Genomic DNA, 26,086 nt, shown 5'->3' on the forward strand with positions numbered 1-26,086 from the left:
GTGTTTCAGCGGGAGTCTGTGAGTGTCGACCGGGCACCGTCGCTGGATGGGTTCACCGAGGCATGGCGGGCGTACGCCTCCCTCACAGCGGGGACCAGCTCTGCAGCGGCCGCAGGGTCCGCCCGCTCGGTGACAAGCTGGAGAATTTTCCCGCTGCGCCGGTCCGCGGGAACGTCGTCTCCGCGGGCGGCGATGAGCGCGTGGAAGTGCTTGTGGTTCTCACCGAAAACCATCAGATAGGTAGCGGGTGCCCCGGTGACATCCGTGACGGCGGCGGTGAGATCGCGGGCCCGGCGGCCGAGGGTAACCAGTTCACGGTCATCGAGACCGGTGATGCGTTCGGCATGCCGGCGCGTCCTGAGCACGAACCACCCCGGCACTTCCATGCCGGAGACGATCTCCCCGGCCCAGAGATCGTCGCGGAAGGCGATCGAGTCCTGCCCGGACTCCTCTTGGATGCACATCAGGCAATCGGAATGAGTGGTGTTGTCGGACATGGAGTTCATACCTTCGATTCGGTGGACGGATCAGAGCGCAGGAGTGGAGATCCGGCGGTGTGAGTCGATCGGGTGGGAGATCGACGCACAGTCGAGTGCGAAAGCAAGCTGTCGCAGGTGCAGGGCAGCTCCGGTGAGATGGTGGTCGAGGCAATGCCCCACGCCGGGAACGATCTCGGACTCGATCCGGATGTCGTCGGAGAAACTCGACAGGAAGAGTTCGCGAGCATCGGTGGAAGAGTCCCAGAGGGAGTCGAATTCGGCGAGTGCATGGTGCACCGGGACATCGACTGCGGCGGCGACGGCGGCGAGCCGGGCGGCAGCCCACGCCGGTGCGGCGGCGAGTTCCACCATGGGAGCCGGGGCATAGGAGTGTCGCGCTGCCTCGACCGCTGCCGCGGTGTAGCTGCCTTCCGGTCCGTACCACAGCTTTTCCCGCTCGGGTACGGGTACGTCCACGACTCCGCTCAACGGCAGTGCGCCGAGTTCTTCGGCGGCGCCGTGGGTGGGGATGCGGGCTCCCATTCCGGTGGCCGAGATTCCGAGGAGGTTCCAGCCAGGGCGACGCGAGGCGATCTCGAGGCCGATCATCCCACCGATGGAGTGACCCACCAATACGACACCGGTGGAGTCGTCACGCGACGACAGCAGGTCTGCGATGGCTCCGTCGAGGAGCTCGGCCTGCCGAGCGAATGTGTTCTCTTCCTCGCCGAGCAGGGTGCTGTCACCATATCCAGGGCGATCGATGGTGATCAGATCGAATCCGTTGCGATTGGCGATTTCTGCGAAAGATCCTGCGGACGAGCCCGGGACGTCGAAATACCGCCCGGTGTAGAGACCACCGTGAAGGGCAACGAGCAGAGGAGCTCGGGGGTTCAGGTGATCTGCGGGATACAGGTGTCCTGCAAGGACGTGGTCGTCGACCACGGTGCTGAGGGTGCGCATCGGGTATCTCCATTCGGGGCGAGGCGGACGGGCGAGTATGCACCGTCGCCTCGCCCTGTTGAACGATCAGACGAGAGGGGTGATCTGGTCGTCGCGACCGAGGAGGGCCTTACCGTAGACCTCGTAGTCCACAGCGGGCATGGTAACCGCGTGGCGTGCAGCCACGTTGGAGTCGCGCCAGATGCGCTGCAGCGGGTTGTTCTCCGCGAAACTACCCGCACCGTGTGCCGAGATCAGTATGTTGATGGCCTTGTTGATGTGCTCGAGCACCCAGCCGGTGTCGGCGCGGACTCGGGCGCGGGAAATGGTATCGGGGACCACGCCCGCGGCGGCGGCATTGTCGATATCGTCGGCGGCCCGATAGGCGTGCAGGTGGGCGGTGTCGATGAGCATCGCAGCCTCGGCGATCTGCATCTGGAAAGCCACCGACTCGGACTGGGAATTGAAGAAGGTGTACGCGATGGTCTTCGAATCCGCCTTGGCCGTGACCAGCTCGAGTGCCTTGCGGCCCAGTCCGAGCTGCGGACCGGCCAGCACCAGGCACACGACGGGGACGAAGGGAGACCGGTACAGCACCTCGTCGGTGAGCTCGGTGCCGTAATTGCCTCCGAAGACGGCCGGCGCCGAGATGATGCGGTGTTCGGGGACGAACACGTCGTCGGCGATCAGGCAGTTCGATCCGGACGAGCGCATGCCGGCAACGAACCAGGTCTCCTCCAGGCCCAGGTCGGTGCGGGGGATCAGGGCAATTCCCTGGTCGACGACCTCACCCTTCTCATCGGTGATCGGGATCCCCAGGACCGCCCAGTTCGCGTGCCATGAGCCGGAGTTGTAGTACCAGCGGCCTGTCACCTTGAAGCCGCCGTCGACCTTCACGGCTTCCGCGGTCGGGGCGAACACACCGGAGACCTTCGCATCCGGCGTGTCTGCCCAGACGTCGTCCTGGGCTTTTTCGGGGAAGAGGCCGGTCATCCAGGCGCAGACGTTGCAGAGGGTGACCACCCAGGACGTTCCACCGTCGGCCTCGGCGACCGCCGACGATACGTCGAGCATGGTGCGCATCGAGGTTTCGTAGCCTCCGTAGCGGCGGGGTTGAGCAATTTTGAAAACACCGGCTTCCTCGAGGGCGGTGATCGACTCCTCGGGGACGCGGCGGTCTGCTTCTCCCTGGGCGGAGTTCTTCGCCAGAATCGGCTGGATCGCGCGGATGCGCTCCACGATCTCGGTGGCGGTGGGGACGGTGGTGGTGTCAGCGACGGTAGTCATCGGGAGTTCCTTCGAATCGCATTGCAGAAAGGCGGAATTGGATCGGTTTACCGAGCAGCATCGTCAGTCCGAGGCGCACGCGGTGATGTGGTCGACGATCGGGCGGCGGGGGCGCTCGGCGAACCGGGAATGGGTGCCGAAGGTGCGGTTGGCATAGACCAGAGGAGCCCGTTCCACATTGCACGCCTTGGTGACCAGACCGATCAGCAGCAGGTGGTCGCCGCCCTCGACTGTGTTGTACAACTCGCAGGTCACCCATCCTGCGGCGTCGTCGAGACGGGGAAGCCCGGTGTCGTTGTGCCAGGTCGTTCCGTTGAACCGCTCTGCGCCGGCTCCGCGGCTCGCAAAGCGCATCGCGAGATCTTCTTGCCCGTGGTGGAGCAAGTTGACGCCGAACCTGCCCGTGGTCACGATCCGGGAGAGCAATGCCGACTTGCGGTCGAACGCCACGGTGATCAGCGGCGGTTCCATGGACAGGGACGCGAACGAACTCGCTGTTGCCCCGTGCGGGCCGTCGCAATCGGTGGTGGTCACGATCGTCACCGGTGCGCAGACCTGGGCCATCAGACCCCGGAACCGTTGAGGATCGATACCGGACTCGATGGTGGACGAGACGTCGGGTGTGGTGGTCATGATGGGCCTCCCCGGTCGTGGGTTGGTGGGCGGGTCAGTGAGCGCCGACGAGGACGGTCATCGGGTCCGGCAGATCGGCTTCGAGCGACCAGGCGCGGTCGGTGAGCTCGTCGACGGAGGCGCCGGCACGGCGGGCGACCAACATGGCTTCGGGGTCGAACGCGGGTCCGACGGAGTCGCCCGCGTACTCGGGGCCGTGCATGTACTCGGTGGCCTTCTCGGGCTCCGCGAAGTTGTCGATCTGCATCTCGACGAAGTTGCCGTCCGGATCCTGGTAGTACAGCGAGGTGGTTACCCCGTGAGCGATGGAGACCGCGGGCAGTACTCCTTTGTCGCGGAGGAGTTCGTAGCGGGCGAGAAGGTCGTCGAGGTGGTCGAAGGTGTACGCGACATGATGCGCAGCCGCAGTGGTCGGGCTCTTGCGCTCGAGCGGCATGGGCGGGGTCAGCAGAGCGACGCGGTGGTGTTCTTCGTCGAAGGTGATGAAGCACAACGCCTTGTCCTGGTAGACGACGTGGCCATCGAGGACGGCGCAGTACCAGTCCGTCATCTCCTTGGGCTGTGCAGTCTGGAAGACAACGTGTGCGAACTTCGGGGTTGCCGACATGACGGTTCACTCCTTCGGGTAGGTGCGAGAGACACCTCTGAGTACATCGGTGCGTCGGTGAGCTTGTCCGGCAACGGATTCGTGTGTGGACCCTCCGAGGCCGGTCACCCGGAGGGTGATAGGTGATCCAGGGCGACCGATCGGATCCTTGTTACCTGGCTCACTTCCGGTTGAGATCGACGTTAGAGGCAACGTGAAGGCGTGAATATCCGGTTTGCGTGACCGTTCGTCCAGTAGGCGAACCGGGGAGGGGAGCATCGTCGATGTGACGGGTCACGTCGAGTGCGATGCTCGTCGCGCCGATTCTTCGGTCTCGGCAGCTCGGTTCCCAGTCAGTTCTGGCGGATCCCGAGTGTTCGCGACGGGGTCTCACCGAATTTCTGCTCGTAGTACTGCGCGAAGCGTCCGAGGTGATTGAATCCCCACCGGAACGCGACCTCGCTCACTGTGCAGTCGGGGTCGCGTGCGAGCAGATCTGCCCGAACCCCGTCCAGGCGCATATTGCGGACATACTCCGACGGGCTCATCTCGAACCGATCGAGAAACAGCTTCTGCAGTTGGCGCACTCCCACACCGGCGACTTCGGCGAGATCGCTGACCGTGTGCTGGGCGCCCGGGGCGGCCTCCAAGAGGTCGAGGACCTTGCGCACCGCTGCCGGATTGTCGGCGTCGTCGCCACTGTTGAAGAGCGCCTCGCTCATCGAGTGACCCTGATTGGCCAGTAACCCGCTGATCAGCGCGCGTTCGAGATGTCCGACCTGGGCGAGGAGAGCCGGGTCGGGCACGGGCCCGGGGTCGGCGATCGTGTCGAGCAGGAGTTGCAGAGTTGACGCCCACCGTTGTCCGGCGGGGGTGGTCAGGTCGAACCCGATGTCGAATCGCACCCGCCCGTTGATCGGCCGCCCGAGAATCCGACCGAGCTCCTGCTCGAGTGTGGCCCGGTCGATCTTGATGCTGACCTGGGTGTTGTCGGCTGCCCACCGCGACAGGAAAGTGTGCTCGCCGGGTGTGTATACCGCCGCCCGCTTCGGGGTCGCCACCACGCTCTGCGGGCCGCAGCTGGTATCGAGCGACCCGGTGATCGGAACGTCGATGTGATAGCCGCTCACTGCGCCCGGGTCGATGAGGACATCGGCGCCGAATCGGACGATGCCGACGGTCATGTGGGTCAGGCGTACCGCGAGCATCTGTGCATCGGACAGCTGTTGCTCCCCGCCCACGATCTCGAGTCGTGCCGGGTAGAAGGCATCGTTGATGCTGGCGCGATAGATATCGAAATCATCGGTAGCACAGTAGAATCCACGACGAGACCGTGCAGTCTCGGCGGTGAAGGCTGACGCCGGCACATCGACCATGCTGATCCTTGCTCCCTCATCTTCTCAGCCCATGATAGGAGCTGCTTGTGATCGGGACCACTGCCCCGGGTGGTGAGGCTTCGCGGTTCGGACGTTCCGGTGCGCGTACCGGATAGTCCCTCGGGCATGTTTCCACATAGGTTCGAGGCGACCGTGACCTGAGTCATACAGTATCGCCTCACCCTGCGAGTCGTCCGAAGCGATGGGTCGCACCATGACGAATCGAGGACTTCATGCGTATCGCCAATTACGACAATCGCGCAGCTCTGGTGACCGGCGAGGCCGGAGCCGAGCGGGTAGTGGATCTGGCCGCCGCATCACAGGGCAGGTTCGGCCCCGCACCCGCAGACGTCTACCCAGTTTGGGATGAGCTGACTACGTGGGTGGCCGGCGAGGACCTGTCCGCGCTTGCCGAGGACGGTGTCGCCATCGACCGGAGCCGGCTCGGGGCGCCCTCCCCGACTCCACGACAGGTATTCGCCATCGGCTTGAACTACCACGATCATGCGGCCGAGTCCGGGTTCGACTCACCCACCTCGCTGCCGCCGGTGTTCACGAAGTATGTCTCCAGCTTCTCCGGGCCTGACAGTGAGGTGAACATCCCGGCCGGTGGAAATGTCGACTGGGAGGTGGAACTCGTCGTCGTGATCGGCCGCGAGGCCCACCGCGTCTCCGCTTCCGACGCATGGTCGTACGTGGCAGGTCTGACGGTGGGGCAGGACATCTCCGAACGGATCTCGCAGCTTCGTGGCCCGGCGGCCCAGTTCGGTCTGGGGAAGTCGTTCCCCGGCTTTTCTCCGCAAGGTCCGTGGTTGGTCACTCCCGACGAGTTCGCTGATCCCGACGACCTGGAGGTGGGCTGCGCCATCGACGGCGAGGAGGTCCAGAAGAGCCGTACCAGTGATCTGATCTTCGCCGTGCCGTCGGTGATTGCCTCCCTGTCCGAAACGGTCACCCTCTACCCCGGGGATGTCATCTTCACCGGTACTCCCGCCGGAGTGGGGGTGGGACAGAAGCCGCCGCGGTTCCTGCAGCCGGGTGAGCGGCTGACCAGTTGGATCGGCGGAATCGGCGAACTGCACCAGAGTTTCGTCGCTGCTCCCGAGTTTCCGTAGTTCGTCGTCGCTGAAGCTGTTGGAATCCATCGTTCCTGCCGACAGTTCGGTGTGGCTCACCCCGGCCTGAACCAGCCTGAGCCCTTCCTCGGATATCCTGATGCACCCCGGCCCGTCGCGTTGTGCGCGACGGGCCGGCGAATCAACCACTCAGAGTTGGTGTTCCGAAGAATTGATTGTGCACGCCCTCATGCCCGCGCTCCTTCGGGGCTCGCAGTGATCACAGGTGCTCGTTGTTGAGTAGGCATCTTGATCGCTGCGACAAGGAGTGTGCCGATCAGAAGCGGGATGGCGAAGAGGACGAACAGCGACGACGGTGTCCAGGACCGGTCGATCAGGATGCCGGCCAGAATGGGCGAGATGATGGCACCGAGTCGGCCCACCGCGGACGCCCAGCCGACGGCCGTGGCGCGGACGGACGCCGGGTAGCAATCCGGGGCGAGGGCATAGAGTCCCGTGGCGCTGGCATTGACGAAGACACCGACCGCGACCGCCGCAATCAGTGCGGTGCCAAGACTTCCCAGGGCCGTGCTCATCGCAAGGAACGACACACTCGCGCCGATGAGCGCCGCGATGGTCAGGATCCGGCTACTCACCACGATTGCGAGAACGCTGAAGGTCAAGGTGGCAGCCGCACCACCGAGATTGAGGAGCATTCCGCCGCTGATGCCCTGCTGGGCGGACATTCCACTCTCCTGAAGGAGCTTCGGAGTCCAGCTCGCGGCGAAATAGAACGCTGCCATCATGATGAAGAAGGCGGACCCGAGTAGTAGCGACCGAATACCGTTGCGCCCGGAGAAGATCGCAGCCTTCATACCCTGTTCGGCCTGCGGTTCCGGGGCCGGCAGGGACTCGATCGGTGACAGCCCCATCCTCGGCAAGGTCGCATTGATCTTCTCCAGCGCACCTGCTGGACGGCGTACCAGCAGGTAGTCGATCGACTCCGGCATACGTACGTAGACCAGAACGAGCAGCAGGAAAGTCAGGATGGCGCCGGCGACGAAGCTGGCGCGCCAGCTGAAGGTGGAGGTGAGCAGTGCTGCGGCCAGACCACCGATCACACCGCCCAGGGGGAGTCCGGTGGTGTACAGGGCGATCATGGTTCCCCGGCGTCGGCGGGGAGAGAATTCGGCGGTCAGGACAGGCAGGCTCGCCACCAGCCCGCCAATGCCGATGCCGGTCAGCAGTCGGCAGGCGCCGAGTTGAGCGGCGTTGGTGGTGAGTGCGGCGAGCGCCATGGTCACCGTGACCAGTAGCAGGCAACACAGTGTCAGGGGGCGTCGCCCTGTTCGGTCGGCCAGGGGCGCGATGAACGCCGAGCCCAAGGCCATGCCGACCAGGGCGCTACTGAGAAGCAGTCCGGTCTGGGATCCTGTCAGGCCCCATTCTTGTGCAACATCGGGGGCGGCGAACGCCATCAGCAGCAGGTCGTAGCCTTCCGACAGGACGATCGCGAGGCAGATGCCCACGACCATGACCTGGTATCTGCTCATCGGCGCATCATCGATGGAATCGCGAATGGACATCGAGTGGTCCTTCCGGGCACGGGAAATGGTGAAGCGACAGGGATGCCTGGTGCAGGTCGTCACGAGACGGGTCGCCGCAGGCGTGTGAATGGTGCAACAATCAGATGTTGATGTAATGCAGCTCACTCATGTGTCACAGTAGAAGTCACGCCACCATCGGCAATATCCGCAATGCGTCCCCGTCCATCCACTTCACGAACAACGTGCGATCAACCCTTCGTCCGGTGCGCGGTCTGCGACCACTGGTGCTCGGCGTCGTCCTCGTCGTCGAACAAGGGGCGAATATCCTTGGCCGCCATGATCTGATCGTTGCTCGCGCCGGCAGCGATCATCGGCCAGACGAGAGCATCGTCGCTCACGATGAAGTCGATGACCACCGGCCGGTCGTTGATCTCCCGCGCCTGCGCGATGACACTGTCGATGTCCTCTTCACGCTCGCAACGCAGGGCCGCGCAACCCAGTGCGTCGGCCAATTTGACGAAGTCCGGGATCCGACGAGAGTGCGTGGAGAGGTCGATATTCGAGTAGCGCCCCTCGTAATGGATTGCTTGCAGCTGCTTGACCATTCCGAGGTTTCCGTTGTTGATCAGTGCCACCTTGATCGGCACACCCTCGACTGCCGCGGTCGCGAGTTCCTGATTGGTCATCTGGAAACAGCCGTCGCCGTCGATCGCCCACACTTCCCGCTCCGGTGCACCGAGCTTCGCGCCCAGTGCGGCCGGAACGGCATATCCCATCGTTCCCAAACCCCCGGAATTGAGCCAGGTTCGAGGCTTCTCGAAGCCGATGAAATGGGCAGCCCACATCTGGTGCTGGCCGACACCGGAGGCGTAGATCGCGTCGGGGCCGGCGGCCCTTCCGACCCTCTCGATGACCTGTTGCGGCGACAGCAGGCCGTCGGCGGGCCGGTCGTAACTGACCGGGTAGGTATTGCGCATGTCGTCCAGCACCGCACGCCACTTCTTCAGATCCGGGGCGGGTCGGGCCACGCGTTCGACACGCAGCGCCTCTGTGAGGTCGCGGATCACCTCGCGGCAGTCACCGACGATGGGAACATCGACGTCCCGGTTCTTGCCGATCTCGGCGGGGTCGATGTCGGCGTGAATCACCTTCGCATTCGGGGCGAAGGAGTCGGCGTGCCCGGTGACCCGGTCGTCGAACCGCGCGCCGAGGGTGATCAGCAGGTCGCTGCGCTGCATCGCAGCCACCGCTGCGACGGCCCCGTGCATGCCCGGCATGCCGTAGTGCAGCGGATGACTGTCGGGAAACGCACCGAGCGCCATCAGAGTGGTGACCACCGGGATTCCAGTGAGCTCTGCGAGCTCACGCAGTTCCTCTGCAGCACCGGCCTTGATCACCCCGCCACCGACGTAGAGGACGGGTGATTCGGCGGAGTTGATCAGGTCGGCGGCAGCGCGGATCGGCCTGCTGTGCGGCTTCGTGGTGGGACGGTATCCGGGCAGCGTGGTGGCCGGTGGCCAGTGGAACCGTGTGGTCGCCTGCAACACGTCCTTCGGGATATCGACGAGCACGGCGCCCGGCCGGCCGGTGGAGGCGATGTGGAATGCCTCGGCGATGGTGCGTGGAATATCGGCCGGGTCGGTGACCAGGAAGTTGTGTTTCGTGATCGGCATCGTGATGCCGCAGATGTCGGCTTCTTGGAAGGCATCGGTGCCGATCAGGCCGCGTCCGACCTGTCCGGTGATCGCGACGATCGGGACGGAGTCCATCTGTGCGTCGGCGAGAGGCGTCACGAGGTTGGTGGCACCGGGTCCGGAGGTGGCCATGCAGACGCCGACCTTGCCTGTCGCCTGGGCATAGCCGGTGGCGGCGTGGCCGGCGCCCTGTTCGTGGCGGACCAGCACGTGTCGCACTTGTGTCGATTCGAGGAGTGGGTCGTAGACCGGGAGGATTGCACCGCCGGGGATGCCGAACACGCAGTCGACGCCGAGTTCTTCGAGAGAGCGCACGACGGCCTGCGCTCCGGTGAGTTGCTCGGGCAGGTGCCTGACCTCGGGTCGGGCCTGCTGGTCGTCGTGGGTTTGCTGATCGTCACGGAGTCGAGTCGGTGCACTCACGGAATGTCCTCTGAATCTGGTTCGGCTGTCGAACGGCGCCGCCGGGCGAAGGAGCAGATTGTGGCTTCGCGGGACTGCCGGACATCCTCGGGATCGGAGGATGGTGCGCAACACAAGCTTTGCTCGGTGGTGGGCGAGCACGCGTGAGGAGTGGACCACGCGCGCCGCTTCACTGGCAATCGGCGGCTATCGGCTTCAGCATTCTGCCCGCGCCCGGGCGTCGACCTGCATGGGTAGTGAGCACATTGCCCAAGAAGGATGCAATCATGGTCGGTCGATGAGTGGGGCCAGCAGCGGTGTCAGACGGAAGTCGATCAGCTTTCGCATGACGAGCGAGGTGGTGGTTTGCTCGACGCCGTCGATGTCGAGGATGCGGCCGGCGATGCGGTAGAGGTCGTCGGTGTCGTGGGCGACGACGTGGATGAGGAGGTCGGTGACGCCGCTGAGTCCGTGGACCTCGATGATCTCCGGCACTCCGTCGAGCGCCTGCGCGATCTGCGACAGCTTGCGCTGAGTGACACTGGTGAGGATGAAGGCCGTCAGCGGATATCCGAGGGCGCCGGGATCGATACGGCGTTCGAATGAATGCAGTACACCCTGCGTTTCGAGCTTGCCGAGCCGGGCCTGCACTGTGTTGCGGGACAGACCGGTTCTGTCGGCGAGGGCGATCACGGTGGCACGGGGCTCCTCGCTCAGGGCGGCGAGAATCTTCGCGTCTATCGAGTCGACTGTGGGCTTGGTGGGCATTCTGTTTACCTCCGAGGGGAGCGAGCCGGCGGTGCCGTGCAGAATGCTGAGATTCTGCGGTCGGTATTGCGGAAGTGTATGCCTGTGCTCGACTCTCATGAGAGATCTGCACAGGGATTCCGCATAGTTCGCCTACTGGACGGCGCATCTCGCAAACCGGCTATCTGCTACGACGGGCCGGACATACTGTGGTCTGGCGTGACCTAGATAACAATTCGAAGGGCAGGCCGGGCACACGGAACTTCGGTGTCACCACACCGGTTCGGTGCTCTTCTCTCGACCAGTCCACTCGGCTATATCAGGAAGTGACCCATGAGTACCTCGTCCGCTGATCTGCACGCACCGGTGTCCGGTGGAAGCTCGGACACACTGGCTGAGATCGAGCAGCGCGTGTTGTGGCTCTCGACCTCGATGATCCACCACGCCAACCGTATTCGACCGAACCCCACTGGCCTCAAGGTGGGAGGCCATCAGGCGTCGTGCGCATCGATGGTGTCGATCATGACATCGTTGTGGTTCGAGCAGTTGCGGCCGGGGGACCGCGTGTCGGTCAAACCCCACGCGTCCCCGGTGCTGCACGGCATCAACTACCTGCTCGGCGAGCTGGACGCGAAGTACCTGACGACACTGCGTGAATTCGGCGGACTGCAATCCTACCCGTCCCGGTCGAAAGACCCGGATCCGGTGGACTATTCGACCGGGTCGGTCGGCATCGGCGCGACCGCCCCGATCTGGGGTGCCATCGCCCGCCGCTATGTCGACACCGCCATCGGCGGCGCAGGCACCGGCAGGCAGTACTCCCTCGTCGGCGACGCCGAACTCGACGAAGGCGCTGTGTGGGAAGCGGTCCTCGACCACTCGGTCGCCGAACTCGGCGAGATCGTGTGGATCGTCGATCTGAACCGCCAATCCCTCGACCGGGTCGTGCCGAACATCGCCGCCGGCCGGCTCGAAGCCATGTTCGCGGCCGCCGGGTGGCAGGTGATCACCGTCAAGTTCGGGACTCTGCTGGAATCACTGTTCACCCGCCCGGGCGGTGCAGCGTTGCGCACCCGGATCCTGGACATGCCCAACCCCGAGTATCAGCGGATGCTGCGATGCGACGCCGACGAGGTGCGCACGCGGCTGCCCGGTGACGGCCCCGATTCCGCAGCGGTTGCATCGTTGATCGCCGAGTTGGACGACGCCACCCTGCTGCAGGCGATCCGCAACCTCGGCGGACACGATCTCGACGCGTTGCGCGCAGCGTATGCGCAGATCGACGACACCCGCCCCACGGTGATCATCGCCTACACCGTCAAGGGCCGCGGCCTGCCCACCGAAGGCCACCCGCAGAACCACTCGTCGCTGCTGACCGTCGAGCAGTACGACCAGCTCGCAGCAGGGCTCGGCATGGACACCTCCGACCCGTGGGCCCGGTTCGCTATCGACAGCGCAGCCGGACGTCTCTGCCGGGCCACCGCCGAGCGTCTGACCCGCGACAAGGTAGAACTCGGCACACCACCGGCCGTCCCGTCCGACATCGGACGCACCCCGTCCGGGACGTCCACCACCCAGGCCGCGCTGGGGCGGGCCTTGCTGGATTTGAGCCGTGAAGCACCGGATGCGGCGAAACGCGTCATCACCGTCAGCCCCGACGTTTCGTCCACCACCAACCTGGCGGGCTGGTTGAACAAGGTCGGCGTGTGGTCGCCGAACGAACGCCGCAACTGGTTCGACGACGATGCCGAGACGATCATGCACTGGCGGGAGAAGCCGACCGGGCAGCACATGGAGCTCGGCATCGCCGAGACCAACCTGGTCGGGTTGATGGGTGAGCTCGGTGCCACCTGGAGCCGCTGGGGTCAGCCGCTGTTCCCGATCGGGGTGATGTACGACCCGTTCGTCGAACGCGCGCTCGAGCCGTGGTCGTACGGGATCTATGCGGGCGGCCAGTCGATTCTGGTCGGTACCCCTTCCGGTGTCAGCCTCGCCGCGGAAGGTGGTGCGCACCAGTCGATCAAGACCCCGTCGATCGGGTTGGAGCAGCCCGGGTGCATCAGCTACGAACCGGCGTTCGCGATCGATGTCGAGTGGACACTGCTCGACAGCATTTCCCGGCTCGGCCGGCCCGACGGTTCGTCGTCGTATCTGCGCCTGTCGACCCGTCCGGTCGATCAGTCTCTCGCTGCTGTTCCGTCGGATCCGGCGGCGCGGGAACGTCGTCGCCGGCAGGTGGTGGCAGGGGCGTACACGTTGCGGCAGTGCGAGAATCCGGCGGTCACGTTGGTCGGTATGGGTGCGGTGATCACCGAAACCCTCGCTGCGGCAGATAGGTTGGCCGATCAGGGTATCGCGGCCGAGGTGGTGTGTGTGACCAGTCCCGGACAGCTGTTCGAGGCGGTGCAGGCCCGTCGCGGACTCGCCGATGGTCCGTCGTGGATCCTCGACCAGGTGTTCCCCGCTGATCGGGCGGCACCGATGGTGACCGTTCTCGATGGACATCCGCACACTTTGGCGTTCTTGACGGGTATCAACAATGTTCGTGGTGCCGCGTTGGGTGTGAGCAGTTTCGGGCAGGTCGGTTCGCTCGAGGATGTGTACAAGTATCACGGGATCGACACGGACAGTGTCGTGCGTGCCGGCCTCGATCTGATCGCCTGACCAAGGAAGACGAAGACATGACGACGACACAAGAAGGCATCTCGGTGACGCTGCCGTCCCTCGGCGAGAACGTCACCGAGGCCACCATCACTCGATGGCTCAAAGCGGTGGGCGACAGCGTCGAAGAAGGTGAGGCGTTGCTCGAGGTTGCCACCGACAAGGTCGACACCGAGATCCCCTCACCGACCAACGGTATTCTCGTCGAACTACTTGCCGCCGAGGACGAAGTTGTCGAGGTCGGTGCAGCGCTCGCATCGATCGGCTCTGCAGATCCCGAGCCGTCCGCACCAGAAGTACCGACCCCCGCACCCGCGGACCCGGTGACAGCGGCGGTGCCCACCGTGACGGTGTCTGCGCCGGCGCCGACAGACGCTGGGGACCGAGTCGAGAAGTTGCCCCGGATCCGCCAGACCATTGCGCGCCGCATGCTCGAATCTCTGCAGACCTCGGCGCAACTGACGACGGTGGTTGAGGTCGACATCACCGAGATCGCAAGACTACGCACCGCACACAAGGAGGAGTTTCTCAGCCGCACCGGTACGAAGCTTTCGTTTCTGCCGTTCTTCGTCGCCGCTGCCGTCGGCGCGCTCGCTGAGCATCCGGTGGTCAACTCGTCGCTCAGTACCGACTGCACCGAGGTCACCTACCACGGAGCGGTGCATCTGGGTATGGCCGTCGACAGTGACAAGGGGCTGATGGTGCCCGTGATCCGTCATGCCGACGGACTGACCATCACCGAACTCGCCCGTGTCATCGGCGATTCCGCGGACCAGGCGCGGTCGGGGACGATCCGGCCCGACGATCTGTCCGGGGGCACATTCACGATCACCAACACCGGCAGCCGCGGCGCACTGTTCGACACCCCCATCATCAACCAGCCCCAGTCCGCCATCCTCGGTATCGGGACCGTCGTCGAGCGCCTCGTTCCCTCCCGTGGCGTCGGCGGATCACTCCAGATCGAGGTGCGAGCGATGGCCTACCTGTCCCTCTCCTATGACCACCGCATCGTCGACGGTGCTGACGCTGCCAGGTACCTCGGATCCGTCCGGCAGCGGCTGGAGGCGGGATTCTCAGCGGAGGACCTTCGGTGATTCAGTATCCCAATTCTCAATCGGGCAAGTCGAATTGGACGACTCTTTCCACGATCACCCACTTGGGTCCGCGACGTTCGAGTGTGTCCAGGTATCGCCCGATCGCTGATGGGGTGAGGTGTGGTGCGACGGTGCCGGGTCGCTGGATGTATACGGTGAAGTACGACTCGGACTGCAGCCGGCAGTCGGGGAGGGTGGCCACCCGGGTATTCGTGACCACGTGTCGCATGACGGTACCCGCTGCGAGGTTGGCTACGAACTCCCTGATGCCGTCGTGTCCTGCGACGTCACCGTCGGGGCGCCGCCATACCCCGGATACCGCAAAGTGCTGGATCATCTCGTCGGCGTCGAGCCGATCGAGCGCTGCGGTGAACGCGAGGACTACTTGCTGGGCGGCCCAGGCGTCGAGTGGTGGGGCTGGACGGTGTCCTGTGCTGGCTGTGGTGGTCACGCTGAATGTCCGTTCGGTGCGGGTCGGGTGGAGAACGTGTGAACCATGGTCCCGATACCCTCTATGTACGTGGTCAACTCGTCGCCGGGGCGCAGTAGGACTTTCGGATCTCTGGTGGCGCCGATACCGCTGGGCGTGCCGGTGAAAACCACGTCGCCGGGGAGCAGGGGCACAATCGACGACAGGTATGCGATCACATCGGCGATCGAGAAGATCATGTCGCTGGTGCGAGATTTCTGCATCGACACACCGTTGAGTGTGCAGCCGAGCTCCAGGTCGGTCGGGTCGGTGAACTCGTCCGGAGTCACCACCGCGGGGCCGAGCGGGGAGAAGCCGGTGAACGATTTGCCGAGTCCGAACTGTTGAGGCGCCGAGCCTGCCCACTGGGTGATCCGCTCGGAGAGGTCCTGGCCGATCGTCAGACCGGCAATGTGGGTCCACGCATCTGCAGTGGCCACATTTTCGGCCCGCTTGCCGATGACAACAACCAGTTCTGATTCGAAGTCGACCTGCCCTTCGGGCAGTGAGATCGTGGTGCAGGGGCCCGTCACCGAAGCAGGGAACTTCGTGAACACCACCGGGATCTCAGGAATGGGAAGGCCGGCTTCGACCGCGTGCTCGCGGTAGTTCATACCGATCGCGAACACCTGGGGTGGCAACGGAACCGGGCTGTCGAGAGCGGACTCGTCGATAGTCAGCGTTGGCGATCCTGTGAAACCTGACGCCCACGCGGTGAACTCTTCCCACCGGGTATACAACTGTTGAGGGCTGGGAGAGAAGAGGCCGTGGCTGGCGTCTGCGATGTCGACGGCACCGCCGTCGACGCCGAGGGCAGCGCGCCCGGAGAGGTTGTAGATCCGCATGGTCGATTGCCTTTCGGAAGCATCTGTTATTGGACCCCGCGACGTAGCCCGACGAACTGGTCGAGCAGGTTCGGGTCGTCGAGGGCATCGCGCGAGGCGACGGTGGCCGGCGGGTGGCCGAGGAGGATCTTCTTGATCGGCACTTCGAGCTTCTTACCCGTGCGTGTATGCGGCAGCCCGGTCACCTCGAGGATGTCGTCGGGTACGTGCCTGGGCGACAGGTGAGTGCGAATCGCGGCGACAATCCGGTCGCGCAACACGTCGTCGAGCACATGTCCGTCGTCGAGGACCACGAACATCGGCATCCAGTAGTCGTCGTCCGGCAATTCCAATCCCACGACGGCACTCTCGGCGATTCCAGGCACAGCCTCGACGACAGCGTAGATATCTCCGCTGCCCATACGGACGCCGTTTCGGTTCAGTGTGGCGTCGGAGCGGCCGTGCAGCACCGCTGATCCTCGTTCGGTGAGCGTGAGCCAGTCGCCGTGACGCCACACACCTGGGTACTCCGCGAAATATGCATCCCGATAGCGCGATCTGTCCGGATCGTTCCAGAACATGACCGGCATGCTCGGCATAGGCGCGGTGACGACGAGTTCACCGACCTCGCCGGGCTCGACCGGAAAACCGCGTTCGTCCCAGGATTCGACCCGCACGCCGAGCGCGCGGGCGGACAACTCGCCTGCCCAGACCGGAACGTCGGGGGCGCCGAGAAGAAAAGCGCCGGCGACGTCGGTACCGCCGCTGCTGGAGTTGAGCGGGATGTCGCCGATGTGCTCGCGTGCCCAGCGGTGCACGTCTGCCGAGAGGGGGGAACCGGTGGCTCCCATCCCACGCAGCGCGGACATGTCCAACGAACGTGGCTCCACCCCGGCTGCGGCGCAGGACTGTAGGTATCCGGGGCTGGTGCCGAAGAAGGTGACCTCATGGTCGGCGACAAGGCGCCACATCGCTGACGGACCCGGATGTGCAGGAGCGCCCTCGTAACAGACGATGCTCGCACCAGTCGCCAGGGCGCTCGCGAGCACATTCCACATCATCCAGCTGGGTGAGGTGTACCAGAAGAACCGATCGCTGGGACCGATGTCCATCTGGAGTCCGAGCATGGTGAGCATCTCCAGAAGAACGCCGCCGTGACTGTGCACCAGTCCCTTCGGCACTCCTGTCGTGCCGGACGAGAACAGCACCCACAACGGATCCGAGAAGTCCACCGCCACCGGTTCGACCGTCGAGTCGCCCGCCACTGCGTCGTCCCACAGGTGACGGTTCGTTCCCGCAGTCGCTTCACCGATCCGGTCGATGACGACGGTGTGTCTGATAGTCGGTGTCGCGGTGAGGATGTCGTCGATGGCGGTGAGCCGGTTTTGAGTGCGTCCGTTGAACCGGTACCCGTCTGCAGTGATCAGTGCGACGGGGCTCAACTGGCTGAGCCTGCTGATTGCCGCACCGGAAGCGTAATCCTGGCCGACCGACGCCCAGATAGCGCCGAGCGTCGCTGTGGCTGTCAGGGCGACGACGGCGTGCGCGGTGTTCGGGAGGTAGCCGGCAACCACGTCACCGCGGCGCACGCCCGCACTTCGCAGGTGCGCGGCGAGCGCTCCGGTTTGGCGACGCAACTCGGCACGGTCCATCCACTCCGCAGAGCCGCGTTCGTCGATGGTGAGGATGGCACGGTCCGCCGGCTCACCGCGGGAGAGCAGATACTGCGCGAAATTGACTGTCGTGCCGGGGAACCATCGGTAGTTCGGCATTGGTCCACCCACCAGCACATCGGCTTCAGGGGTGCGGGTGCCGACATCGAAAAAGTCCCAGATTGCTGCCCAGAACTGCTCGATCTCGGCCACCGACCAACTCCACAGGGCATCGTGGGTCGGCAGATCGAGACCTCGGGTGTCTCTGAGGAATCTGCGGAACTGGGCGATCAGGGATTGCTCGACCACATCCGGGGTGGGCCGCCACAGCAACTCCGGTCGGCTGGTGTCGGTCAACGCCCGGCTCCCGTCGCGAATACGTCGTCGAGGAATTCGCCCACCGCGCGGGCGGTTGATGCAGGTGCGTCGAACGTCATGTGGTGCCCTGCTCCGGCAATGATCTCGAGGCGAGCGTGGGGGATCGCTTCCGCCATCGGCGGACCCCAGAACGCGCGCACGTCTTCCTCGCCCCACAGAACCAGAGTGCGGCACTCGATGTCTGGTAGCTGCGTCTCGACCGAGCTGTACGAAGCCGGAACCCGGACCACGAGCGGCATCGCGTCCCGGTCGTGTCCGAGCATCACCTCCAGTTCTCGCTGAGCGGCTTCGGGGTTGGCGTCCACCCAGCCATCGGCGTGGAACATCTGCTGCTGCCGGGTCGCGATTTCGAGGCGCTCGTCGTCACCCGCCGATCGAAGAACCCGGCCGAGTTCGGCCATCGCTTCCAGCGCTGGAGCGGCGGGACCGTCGGGCCCCGCATTCATCGTCACCAGGGCATCGACCACCTCGGGGTGGCGGAGAGCGACTCGCAGAGACACTGCGCCTCCCTGCGACAACCCGACGAACGCCGCCGACGGCTCACCGAGCGCGTCGAGGAACCGGACCAGGGACTCCACGAGATCGTCCGAGGTCCATCCATCGGGGTCGTATCCGCTGTGTCCATGGCCGGGCCAGTCCACCGCGATGCAGTGGTAGCGGTCGGCGAGGGAGTCGACGAGCGCGTCGAACATCGCCGAACTCGATAGGGTGCCGTGCAGGAACAGCACCAGAGGGCCGGAACCCTGCTCGGTGTACGCCCAGCGCACACCGTCGATTTCGATCGATTGTGGCGAAGTACCTTCAGTCGAGGTCATACGGCTGCCGATTCCACAGCTGCTTCCGAGCCGCTCGAGGGGACGGCAGCCGCGCCGCGGACCACATCCAGGAGGGGTCCGGCATCTACCGGTAGGACGTCGGCCCGCCAAGCCACGTGCTGATCCGGTCGGATCAGGGCGAACCGCGCACCGTACAACTCGCGCAGCCCTTGGTGGTCGGGGGTCAGCACGTCGAGAGGAATGCGCCGTTCGCGGGCGGCCGCCACGAACCGTCCGGTGTCAGCACCGCCTTCGGTGACGAGCAGGGTGTAGCCGACACCGAACCGGTCGTAGAGGGAGGTGGAGTCGTCGAGCCACACGTGCGGTGCCCGGCAACCTGGTACGGCGGACGGTGTGTAGTCACCTTGGGTCAGCAGCGGCGGCTCGGTGCCGTCCGGAATCACGATGGCCGAGCCGTGGTAGTTGGTACCGAGTTGGGCTCCGAAGCTCTTGAACTCCTCGACTTTGACAGTGGCAATGTGGTGGCCCACCTGTTCGCGCAGAGCAGCCGATTCGGGAGTGTTGCCGGAAAGTCCGTCGGTGGTGAAGGATTCGGCGTTGCGTTGGGTGTTGCCGATGCAAGCCTCCTGGATCCAGGTGATCACCGAGGACCGTTCGGCACCGTAGGACTCGAGCAGCGCGGGCCCACCCCAGCCACCCAGCACGGCGGCCAGCTTCCATCCGAGGTCGGCCGCGTCGCCGATACCGAGGTTCATGCCGAACCCGCCCATCGGGGAGATCAGGTGCGCGGCGTCACCGGCGAAAAAGACACGGCCCTCGTTGAACTTCGGGGTCAGTAGCGAGTGCACCCGCACCCGGCCGCCGGCGAGCGGTTCGACGTCGAACTCGAAACCGACGTTGCGGAACAACGCGGCGCGGGCTGCGTTCCAGTCCTCGGGGTCGACGTCGGGAGAGACAGGAAGCAGGCCGAACATGTAGTGGTCGTCGCTGTCCTGCGCGATGAGCATCATGTTGTCGCGGAATTCGTTGATGAAGAAGAAGAACGACGACCGGCCGACGGTCATGCGCTCCTTCAACCCGGGTGCGTGGATGTGCCAGATGCTGGCCTGTACCAGATCCGGTATGCCCTCCATGCGGATACCCAGCTCGTGCCGGATGGGGCTGCGACTGCCGTCTGCGGCAACGAGGTACTGCGCCGCGAGGGTGTGTTCGCCGATGGCGTCACGGTACGTGACGTGCACGCTGTCGCTGTTCTGCTGTACGTGGGTGACCTCGGAGCCGAAGCGGATGTCGATCGACTCGTTGGCGCTGGCAGCCTGCTGCAACGTCTCCTCGATGCCGGCGTTGGGTGCGAACTCGGGTCGGTCGGATGCGAACGGTATCTGGTCCTCGAACGCGAAGATCTTCGTCAGATCGGCGACGATGTGTCCGTTGAGCGCGGTGACGTAGGTGATGCTGCGGACGAAATCGTCGCCGACCGGGTCGTTTTCGCGTAGCAGGTCGGAGATGCCCCAGCGCCGGAAATGCTCCATCGAGCGCAGGTTGGTCAGGTTGGTGCGGGCGGGGTAGTGCTCCCCGCGGCGGCGCTGCTCGAGAATGACCGGCCGGACGCCGTGGCGGGCGAGTTCGATTGCGGTGCTGACGCCGACGGGACCGCCGCCGACGACCACGACCGGGTGCGTCGCAGCCTCGATGCTGTTCGACATTCGTGTGCCTTTCGCTGGAGGTGGCGCTCGGTCAAATGGTGACGTCGGTGGAGGTGAGCGCGATCATCGGATCGGGCAGCGTCGGTCCGGCGTGCGCCCAAGCGCGGGTGGTGAGCTCGTCGACCGTTGCGCCTGCCTTGCGGGCCTCGATCATCCGCTTGACGTCGAAAGCCGGGCCGACGCCGTCTTCGTCGTAGTCGGGGCCGCGCATATAGGCGGTGGCTTCGTCCGGGTCGGCAAAATTGTCGATCTGGAGTTCGACGAAGTTGCCGTCGGGATCGCGGTAGTAGAGAGAAGTCGTCACACCGTGCTGGATCGGTGTTGCTGGACGTATCCTCTTCGCCGCGAGTTTCTCGAAGCGCTCGAGTAGGTCGTCGAGGGTTTCGAAGGTGAAGGCCATGTGGTGCATTCCAGCGCTGGTGAGGCTTTTCGGCTCGACGCCCTCGGGTGGTGCGACGAACGCGATGCGGTGGTGTTCCTCGTCGCAGGTGATGAAGGTGAGGCCGTGGCCGGAGAAGACGACATGGCCGTCGAGGAGGGTGGTGTAGAACTCGGTCATCGCTTCGGGTTGACCGGTCTGGAGGACAACGTGCGCAAGCCGGGGGGCAGATCCCATGTGAACTCCTCGTTGGGCGCACCTGATGTGCGAACTCGCTTCGGGGTGTGACACACGTTACGATTAGATCTTATAAGATGTCAACTATCAAAATGTGGAAAGACGCGTTACGGTGGATGTCATCGTGGGTGTGCACCGAGGAGGGAACTTGTGACCCGGGAGAATGTCGTGCGTTCGGTCGCACCACGTGCCGCGTCGGCGGTGGATCTGGTGTTACATGAAATCCGACGCTCGATTCTCGACGGATCGCTGGCGCCGGGTGAACCACTGGTCGTCCAATCGCTCACTGAACAGTTGGGTGTGAGCCACGTTCCTGTCCGAGAAGCATTGCGCCAGTTGCAGGCTCAGGGAATGATCCGGCTCTCCCGGTCGCGGAGTGCTGTCGTGGCACCGATCGACCTGGACGACCTGCGCAGCATCTACCGGCTACGCCTCTGCATGGAACCGGAACTCGCCGTGCAATCGGCGATGAAACGCTCCGACGATGAGCTCGATGGGCTCGATGAACTCGTGACCGCCCTCTGCGACCACGACGACACCGAATCTCGATGGGATCTGCACCGAGAGTTCCATGCGCAGCTCATTTCCCCTGCTGCGGGTGAGTGGGGCATGCGTTTCCTCAACCAGCTCTGGGACGCGTCCGAGCGGTACACCCGGTTGACCTTCGACCCGATCGATGCTGCCTCAGAGGACCGAGTCAACCGCGAGCGGTCGCACAGGGCACTCGTCGACGCCGCTCGCAGCCGTCTTCCGGAGAAAATCAACGAGGAGGTGCGTAACCACCTCTTGGTCAACGAGGCCACTGCCGTTGCGAGACTCGCCAAGGCCGTGACGCGCGGCTGATTTCGGTATTCCGCGTTGGATTCTCGTCCTGAGAAGGGCAATCATGTCGCGGATGTGACATTGCAGGTCTCGGTGTCCCCTTCATCCGGGTCGAGCGGGATCCAGCGGTGGGACCACTCGATGACCGAGGCGAACACCGGCTCGAGCTGCCGGCCTTTGTCGGTGAGGTGATACTCCACCTGGACCGGTGAGGTCGGCAGCACGTGTCGTTCGACGATGACCTCCGCCTCGAGAGTACGAAGCCGCTGAGTGAGCATGGTGTCGCTCAGGCCCGGAACTGCGGTTTTGATCTGCGAATACTGATGTGCCCCTGTGAACATCGCACGCAGGATTGCGCCGGTCCAGCGTGCCCCGATCAGTTCGATCGCCGTATGGAAACGGGTGCAGACGGGGTGAACGTGATCCATGGATCCTCCTGTTCTGAGCGGAGGCCGTCGCTATTCGCCTGAGCGCAGTGGCCGCAATGCCTCACTGACCCGGACCAGTTCGTCGAACATCACCTTGGCGGAGCCCGTCATGGTGTCGTCCGGGACGAGGGATCCGTTCTCGTCGAGGAACTGGGCAACGAAGGGGATGGATACTGCTTCCATGACCGGGGTCATCTTCAGGGTGGTCACCACCTGTTTGATCATCTGGGCCGCACGCGTTCCCGCGGAGACGCCGCCATAGCTGACCAGCCCGACCGGCTTGTACTTCCATTCGTTGTGGAGGTAGTCGATCGCGTTCTTCAATTCGGCGTTGTAGCCGTAGTTGTACTCCGGCATCACGAAGACGAAGGCGTCGGCTTCGGCGACCTTTGCGCTCCAGTCGAGGGTGTGCTGGTGGGTGTACTGGCCCAGGCGGGGGTGATGGGGTTCGTTCATGAACGGCAGGTTCACCTCGGCGAGGTCGACGAGTTCGACCTCGGAGAAGCCGCCGTGCGCAACCGCGTCTGTGAGTATCCACTGACCGATCTGACGTCCGATCCGTCCGGGACGGGTGCTGGCAACGATGATTTCGAGTTTGGCCACAGGAAACCTCACTTGGTTCGGGGTACGGGAACAGTGTCACACCCAGCGGTGGGGGCGGACCTTGTGTTCGAGCCTATACTCAGAATAACTGAGTAACAAAGTTTGCCTGACTAGCGCGGCATTGGTGGCCACGCAGTGGGGTATCGCGTCGTCTGCCTTTACTGTCGAGTCGGTGCCACGTTCTGCCTGTCGGTGGCGCAGCGGAAGCCGACGTTGGCCGAGGTCGACTCGGGTGTATTCGATGATCGCGCCGACACCCGATACCGGTGGCAGTACGAGTCGTGACACAGGTAGGACCCACCTCGCATCACGCGTTGTGTGCCGGCCTCGGGACCGGTTGGGTCATGGGTGACGGAGCGTGCGTAGTAGTCGTCAGCGAACCAGTCGTGGCACCATTCCCAGGCATTTCCCGCCATCTGCCACAAGCCGTAGCCGTTGGGCCGGTATCTCTTTACCGGCGCCGTGGTCAGGTATCCGTCCTCGGCAGTGTTCTCCACGGGAAACTGACCCTGCCAGATGTTGCACCGCCACTGACCCCGGGGGTTCAGCTCGTCTCCCCACGGGTATCGCATGCGGTCCGACCCGCCCCGTGCGGCGTACTCCCACTCGGCCTCGGTGGGGAGACGACCTCCTGCCCACGTGCAGTATGCGTTTGCGTCCTCCCACGAGACGTGTACCACGGGGTGGTTCTGGCGACCGGAAATATCCGACGCAGGCCCGTCTGGATGTTTCCAGTCCGCACCCTTGACGGCGAACCACCACGGAGTTTCCCGGGCTCGGTGCAGTATGTCCGATCGGTGTCCTCGAAATGCCAGGTGGAACACGGCCGACACGCCGAATCGCTCTGCCGTCGTGATGTGCCCCGTCGCCTTGACGAAGGCGGAGAACTGCCGGTTCGTCACCGCCGTTGCAGCGATGCCGAAGTCCGACAGGGAAACCGCGTGTACCGGGGTTTCACCGTCTTGCGGGTAGCCCTCCCCGAAGTGGTCGCCCATGAGAAATGTGCCCGCGGGAATGGCGGTCACCGTGGGATGCCGATTCCCGCGAGATGGCGTCGATGCCTCATCCAGCTCGCTGGAGACGCGTTTGTCTGACTCGGTGAGCCGCGTGGGAAGATCCCCCGCAAGGTTCGTCGGTGTGCAGCACTTGCTCATTCCGAACGCCCTTCGCTGCCGGTTCCTTACTCTGCCCAATCGATCGAGTACATGATCCCTGCGGTACGGGGGGCGTCGGCATTCACTGCTTCGAATGTGGCTGGTACGACGCCGTTGTCGGAGGCGTACTGATCCCATCTGTCGGCGAGTTGTTGCGCGATGTCCGGGTGCGCGTCGATCAGATCGACGGTTTCGCCCGGATCGTTGCCGAGATCGTAGAGGGAGTAGCTGCCGCTACCTCCGGTGGTGGTGGGCGCGAAGACCAGCTTCCAGTCGCCGTCGCGGTAGACACGATGGCCGAACATTTCCATGCCGAACTCATCGTCGCCGATTGCGTCGGACGTGCCGTCGAGCAATGCCTTCGCCGAGTCACCCAAGAGCGCACCGGGGTTTTCCAGGTTCGCTCCCGCGTATTCGGCGAACGTGGGGTACAGGTCGCTGATGTGGGCGAAGGTGTCGACCACCCTGGGCTCGTCGCCATCAACGTTGTCGTCGCCGAGCGGTGTCTTGACGATCGCCGGTACCCGCGTCCCACCCTCGAAGACCGTGGTCTTGGAATTGAAGAAGGGTCCGGAAGAGACTTGAGCGTTGGGCAATCCGAGTGTGGCGTAAGAACCGGGCCGACCGTATGCCTCGACCTCGCCGGCCAGTGGATAGTGTTCGTTCTGCCATTCCAGGCTACCGGGCTGGGATGTGTACAGCTCCCGAGATGAACCGGCGGCACCGTTGTCGCTGGCGAGGACGATCAGCGTCTTGTCGTACTCGCCCACCTCCTTCAGATGGTCCGTCAGCCGACCGACCTGCGTGTCCACATCCTGAATCATTGCGGCGTACACCGCCATACGGTAGGCGAGGTCGTACTGTTGCTCCGGCGTCAGGGTGTTCCAATCGGGGGTTTGCGTCGGCCAGCGGGTGGCGACATCCGGATCGATCAGGCCTCTTTCGGACAACCGGTCTAGCCGCGCTGCGCGCAATTCGTTGTAGTTGTTGCTATCACGGTACAGATCGAGGTAGTGGTCGATCAGGTCCGTATCCGGTGCCTGCAGTGGATCGTGCACGGCGGTGTACGCGAGGTAGCCGAAGAATGGACCCTCCGAATCCTGTCCCTGATCGATCATGCGCAGCATCTCGTCCGTGTACGCGTGTGTGGAGTAGAAGTCTGCGGGCAGGTCGTCGACCCGTTCGCCGTTACGCTCGTAGTGGACGGTGTCCTCGGGTGGGGTGGTGCCGGGCGCGTGGCGGAGCATGTCCGCGTAGTGGGAAGCGGCGCCGTTGTACATGGTGAAGTTCTGGTCGAATCCGAGAGCCTGGGGTGTCTGTTCCGGTTCTTCACCCAGATGCCACTTTCCTACCTGGTAGGTCGCGTAGTCGGCATCCGACAGAACCTCTGCGATTCCCGTGTATTCGCCTTCGAGTGAGCCACGGTAACCCGGCGTGGTGGGTGGGACCCCTGCAGGTGCAAATCCCTCCATCGATCCCAGTCCCACTCGGTGGGGGTCCTGACCGGTCATCAGCGCTGCGCGGGTGGGGGCGCAGACGGGATATGCATGAAAGTTGCTGAATTGCACCCCTTCTTGCGTCAGGTCATCGATATTGGGTGTGGCTGCCTCCCCGCCGTATGGTCCCAGGTCGGTGTAGCCGAGGTCGTCGATGAGCACCATCAAGATGTTGGGCTTACCGACCTCCTGGGAAGCGGAGGGGGCGGGACCGCTCTCAGCTGGGCCGGCGCACGCGACGGTGACTCCCGTCAGGAGAGCGGATGCACATAGCGCCATGCCCAGTCGTCCTGAAGGTCGTTGCCGCGATATCGATCCCATTGAGGCTCCTCGTTGGTGTCGTGAATAACAGTCATGCACGGTGTGTTATCTGTCGCACTAGTTGGTTTGGGGATCACGGTAGAGAGCGCGCTTCTCGATGAATAGCCGCTTTGCGTCGACGACTGTCCACTTGGCGAACTGGAACAGGCCGCCGCCACCGCACAATGCAGCCGCGCCGACACCGCCACCACGACGCTTCAATTCGAGCGCGAGATGCAGTGCGATCCGGGCCCCGGACATACCCAGCGGATGACCGAGGGCGATCGCGCGGGCGGCCGCTGCTTCGCCGTTGTCGACGGAAGCGAGTATCACTGCTCGGGATAGGGTGTTGTTCCTGT

The 26,086-nt window shown here is 64.3% G+C and carries 23 protein-coding genes and 1 pseudogene; 4 read left to right on the top strand and 20 right to left on the bottom strand.

Features of this window, described 5'->3' with window-relative positions:
* Positions 1-5: 5 nt before the first annotated feature.
* The 6 genes from Q7514_RS11050 to Q7514_RS11075 all read right to left on the bottom strand — a co-directional run bounded on the left by Q7514_RS11050 (position 6) and on the right by Q7514_RS11075 (position 5,303).
* Positions 6-497: a hypothetical protein gene (locus Q7514_RS11050; protein ID WP_330133294.1), complete on the bottom strand. Its 492-nt coding sequence runs from the start codon at positions 495-497 to the stop codon at positions 6-8.
* Positions 498-527: 30 nt separating this feature from the next.
* The gene (locus Q7514_RS11055) at positions 528-1,442 is read right to left on the bottom strand and encodes an alpha/beta hydrolase (RefSeq protein WP_330133295.1); all 915 of its coding nucleotides are present in this window, start codon (positions 1,440-1,442) and stop codon (positions 528-530) included.
* Positions 1,443-1,508: 66 nt separating this feature from the next.
* Positions 1,509-2,708 carry an acyl-CoA dehydrogenase family protein gene (locus Q7514_RS11060; RefSeq protein ID WP_330133296.1) on the bottom strand — a complete coding sequence of 400 codons (1,200 nt, stop codon included), beginning with the start codon at positions 2,706-2,708 and terminating at the stop codon, positions 1,509-1,511.
* 63 nt (positions 2,709-2,771) lie between these two features.
* On the bottom strand, positions 2,772-3,341 hold the full coding sequence (locus Q7514_RS11065; RefSeq protein WP_330133297.1) for a flavin reductase family protein: 570 nt from the start codon (positions 3,339-3,341) through the stop codon (positions 2,772-2,774).
* Between the two features lie 34 nt (positions 3,342-3,375).
* Positions 3,376-3,948 carry a VOC family protein gene (locus Q7514_RS11070; protein WP_330133298.1) on the bottom strand — a complete coding sequence of 191 codons (573 nt, stop codon included), beginning with the start codon at positions 3,946-3,948 and terminating at the stop codon, positions 3,376-3,378.
* A 332-nt stretch (positions 3,949-4,280) separates the two neighbouring features.
* Entirely contained in the window at positions 4,281-5,303 is a 1,023-nt protein-coding gene (locus Q7514_RS11075) for an AraC family transcriptional regulator (RefSeq protein WP_330133299.1), read from the bottom strand.
* Between the two features lie 233 nt (positions 5,304-5,536).
* Here Q7514_RS11075 and Q7514_RS11080 point away from each other — a divergent pair, with 233 nt between their 5' ends.
* Positions 5,537-6,418: a fumarylacetoacetate hydrolase family protein gene (locus tag Q7514_RS11080; protein ID WP_330133300.1), complete on the top strand. Its 882-nt coding sequence runs from the start codon at positions 5,537-5,539 to the stop codon at positions 6,416-6,418.
* A gap of 188 nt (positions 6,419-6,606) precedes the next feature.
* Here the strand turns inward: Q7514_RS11080 and Q7514_RS11085 are convergent, their stop codons facing one another.
* The 3 genes from Q7514_RS11085 to Q7514_RS11095 form a co-directional block, all read right to left on the bottom strand.
* On the bottom strand, positions 6,607-7,944 hold the full coding sequence (locus Q7514_RS11085) for an MFS transporter (RefSeq protein ID WP_330133301.1): 1,338 nt from the start codon (positions 7,942-7,944) through the stop codon (positions 6,607-6,609).
* Between the two features lie 209 nt (positions 7,945-8,153).
* Entirely contained in the window at positions 8,154-10,022 is a 1,869-nt protein-coding gene (locus Q7514_RS11090; RefSeq protein WP_330133302.1) for an acetolactate synthase large subunit, read from the bottom strand.
* Positions 10,023-10,286: 264 nt separating this feature from the next.
* On the bottom strand, positions 10,287-10,769 hold the full coding sequence (locus tag Q7514_RS11095; protein WP_330133303.1) for an Lrp/AsnC family transcriptional regulator: 483 nt from the start codon (positions 10,767-10,769) through the stop codon (positions 10,287-10,289).
* Between the two features lie 312 nt (positions 10,770-11,081).
* Here Q7514_RS11095 and Q7514_RS11100 point away from each other — a divergent pair, with 312 nt between their 5' ends.
* Entirely contained in the window at positions 11,082-13,412 is a 2,331-nt protein-coding gene (locus tag Q7514_RS11100; protein WP_330133304.1) for a transketolase-like TK C-terminal-containing protein, read from the top strand.
* A gap of 17 nt (positions 13,413-13,429) precedes the next feature.
* Positions 13,430-14,503 (top strand): 2-oxo acid dehydrogenase subunit E2, encoded by a 1,074-nt coding sequence (locus Q7514_RS11105; protein ID WP_330133305.1) that lies wholly within the window; start codon positions 13,430-13,432, stop codon positions 14,501-14,503.
* Positions 14,504-14,519: 16 nt separating this feature from the next.
* On the opposite strand, the gene Q7514_RS11110 is transcribed toward Q7514_RS11105, so the two are convergent.
* From Q7514_RS11110 to Q7514_RS11135, 6 genes are read right to left on the bottom strand one after another with little or no spacing between them, the layout of a single operon-like run.
* On the bottom strand, positions 14,520-14,954 hold the full coding sequence (locus Q7514_RS11110; RefSeq protein WP_330133306.1) for a nuclear transport factor 2 family protein: 435 nt from the start codon (positions 14,952-14,954) through the stop codon (positions 14,520-14,522).
* Positions 14,951-15,817 (bottom strand): fumarylacetoacetate hydrolase family protein, encoded by an 867-nt coding sequence (locus tag Q7514_RS11115; protein ID WP_330133307.1) that lies wholly within the window; start codon positions 15,815-15,817, stop codon positions 14,951-14,953. Before Q7514_RS11115 ends, Q7514_RS11110 begins: the two co-directional genes overlap by 4 nt.
* Before the next feature lie 26 nt (positions 15,818-15,843).
* Entirely contained in the window at positions 15,844-17,805 is a 1,962-nt protein-coding gene (locus Q7514_RS11120; RefSeq protein WP_330133308.1) for an acetoacetate--CoA ligase, read from the bottom strand.
* A complete protein-coding gene (locus Q7514_RS11125; RefSeq protein ID WP_330133309.1) occupies positions 17,802-18,641 on the bottom strand; it encodes an alpha/beta fold hydrolase in 840 nt (279 codons plus the stop codon). Before Q7514_RS11125 ends, Q7514_RS11120 begins: the two co-directional genes overlap by 4 nt.
* Entirely contained in the window at positions 18,638-20,308 is a 1,671-nt protein-coding gene (locus Q7514_RS11130; RefSeq protein WP_330133310.1) for an FAD-dependent monooxygenase, read from the bottom strand. The genes Q7514_RS11125 and Q7514_RS11130 overlap by 4 nt, the downstream gene beginning before the upstream one ends.
* Before the next feature lie 31 nt (positions 20,309-20,339).
* Complete coding sequence (locus tag Q7514_RS11135) at positions 20,340-20,924, bottom strand: VOC family protein (RefSeq protein ID WP_330133311.1); 585 nt, start codon at positions 20,922-20,924, stop codon at positions 20,340-20,342.
* Positions 20,925-21,074: 150 nt separating this feature from the next.
* Here Q7514_RS11135 and Q7514_RS11140 point away from each other — a divergent pair, with 150 nt between their 5' ends.
* Positions 21,075-21,767, top strand: coding sequence for a GntR family transcriptional regulator (locus tag Q7514_RS11140; protein ID WP_330133312.1), 693 nt, complete (start codon positions 21,075-21,077; stop codon positions 21,765-21,767).
* Between the two features lie 41 nt (positions 21,768-21,808).
* Here the strand turns inward: Q7514_RS11140 and Q7514_RS11145 are convergent, their stop codons facing one another.
* The 5 genes and pseudogenes from Q7514_RS11145 to Q7514_RS11165 all read right to left on the bottom strand — a co-directional run.
* Positions 21,809-22,174, bottom strand: coding sequence for a winged helix-turn-helix transcriptional regulator (locus Q7514_RS11145; RefSeq protein ID WP_330133313.1), 366 nt, complete (start codon positions 22,172-22,174; stop codon positions 21,809-21,811).
* 30 nt (positions 22,175-22,204) lie between these two features.
* The gene (locus tag Q7514_RS11150) at positions 22,205-22,777 is read right to left on the bottom strand and encodes an NADPH-dependent FMN reductase (protein ID WP_330133314.1); all 573 of its coding nucleotides are present in this window, start codon (positions 22,775-22,777) and stop codon (positions 22,205-22,207) included.
* A 158-nt stretch (positions 22,778-22,935) separates the two neighbouring features.
* The gene (locus Q7514_RS11155; RefSeq protein ID WP_456239142.1) at positions 22,936-23,931 is read right to left on the bottom strand and encodes a formylglycine-generating enzyme family protein; all 996 of its coding nucleotides are present in this window, start codon (positions 23,929-23,931) and stop codon (positions 22,936-22,938) included.
* A gap of 26 nt (positions 23,932-23,957) precedes the next feature.
* A complete protein-coding gene (locus Q7514_RS11160; protein WP_330133316.1) occupies positions 23,958-25,706 on the bottom strand; it encodes a sulfatase-like hydrolase/transferase in 1,749 nt (582 codons plus the stop codon).
* Positions 25,707-25,805: 99 nt separating this feature from the next.
* Positions 25,806-26,015, bottom strand: a pseudogene (locus tag Q7514_RS11165) (hypothetical protein); the annotation flags it as partial.
* Positions 26,016-26,086: the final 71 nt, after the last annotated feature.

This window comes from Rhodococcus artemisiae, assembly GCF_036327795.1.
Lineage (GTDB): Bacteria > Actinomycetota > Actinomycetes > Mycobacteriales > Mycobacteriaceae > Rhodococcus > Rhodococcus artemisiae.

Bases quoted from the DNA above. Each gene is read 5' to 3' on its own strand.
- Q7514_RS11065 (WP_330133297.1), bottom strand. From the start codon at position 3,341: ATGACCACCACACCCGACGTCTCGTCCACCATCGAGTCCGGTATCGAT.
- Q7514_RS11105 (WP_330133305.1), top strand. From the start codon at position 13,430: ATGACGACGACACAAGAAGGCATCTCGGTGACGCTGCCGTCCCTCGGC.
- Q7514_RS11115 (WP_330133307.1), bottom strand. From the start codon at position 15,817: ATGCGGATCTACAACCTCTCCGGGCGCGCTGCCCTCGGCGTCGACGGC.
- Q7514_RS11080 (WP_330133300.1), top strand. From the start codon at position 5,537: ATGCGTATCGCCAATTACGACAATCGCGCAGCTCTGGTGACCGGCGAG.
- Q7514_RS11075 (WP_330133299.1), bottom strand. From the start codon at position 5,303: ATGGTCGATGTGCCGGCGTCAGCCTTCACCGCCGAGACTGCACGGTCT.
- Q7514_RS11050 (WP_330133294.1), bottom strand. From the start codon at position 497: ATGTCCGACAACACCACTCATTCCGATTGCCTGATGTGCATCCAAGAG.
- Q7514_RS11085 (WP_330133301.1), bottom strand. From the start codon at position 7,944: ATGTCCATTCGCGATTCCATCGATGATGCGCCGATGAGCAGATACCAG.
- Q7514_RS11155 (WP_456239142.1), bottom strand. From the start codon at position 23,931: ATGAGCAAGTGCTGCACACCGACGAACCTTGCGGGGGATCTTCCCACG.
- Q7514_RS11055 (WP_330133295.1), bottom strand. From the start codon at position 1,442: ATGCGCACCCTCAGCACCGTGGTCGACGACCACGTCCTTGCAGGACAC.
- Q7514_RS11070 (WP_330133298.1), bottom strand. From the start codon at position 3,948: ATGTCGGCAACCCCGAAGTTCGCACACGTTGTCTTCCAGACTGCACAG.
- Q7514_RS11130 (WP_330133310.1), bottom strand. From the start codon at position 20,308: ATGTCGAACAGCATCGAGGCTGCGACGCACCCGGTCGTGGTCGTCGGC.
- Q7514_RS11145 (WP_330133313.1), bottom strand. From the start codon at position 22,174: ATGGATCACGTTCACCCCGTCTGCACCCGTTTCCATACGGCGATCGAA.
- Q7514_RS11095 (WP_330133303.1), bottom strand. From the start codon at position 10,769: ATGCCCACCAAGCCCACAGTCGACTCGATAGACGCGAAGATTCTCGCC.
- Q7514_RS11160 (WP_330133316.1), bottom strand. From the start codon at position 25,706: ATGGCGCTATGTGCATCCGCTCTCCTGACGGGAGTCACCGTCGCGTGC.
- Q7514_RS11100 (WP_330133304.1), top strand. From the start codon at position 11,082: ATGAGTACCTCGTCCGCTGATCTGCACGCACCGGTGTCCGGTGGAAGC.
- Q7514_RS11125 (WP_330133309.1), bottom strand. From the start codon at position 18,641: ATGACCTCGACTGAAGGTACTTCGCCACAATCGATCGAAATCGACGGT.
- Q7514_RS11060 (WP_330133296.1), bottom strand. From the start codon at position 2,708: ATGACTACCGTCGCTGACACCACCACCGTCCCCACCGCCACCGAGATC.
- Q7514_RS11135 (WP_330133311.1), bottom strand. From the start codon at position 20,924: ATGGGATCTGCCCCCCGGCTTGCGCACGTTGTCCTCCAGACCGGTCAA.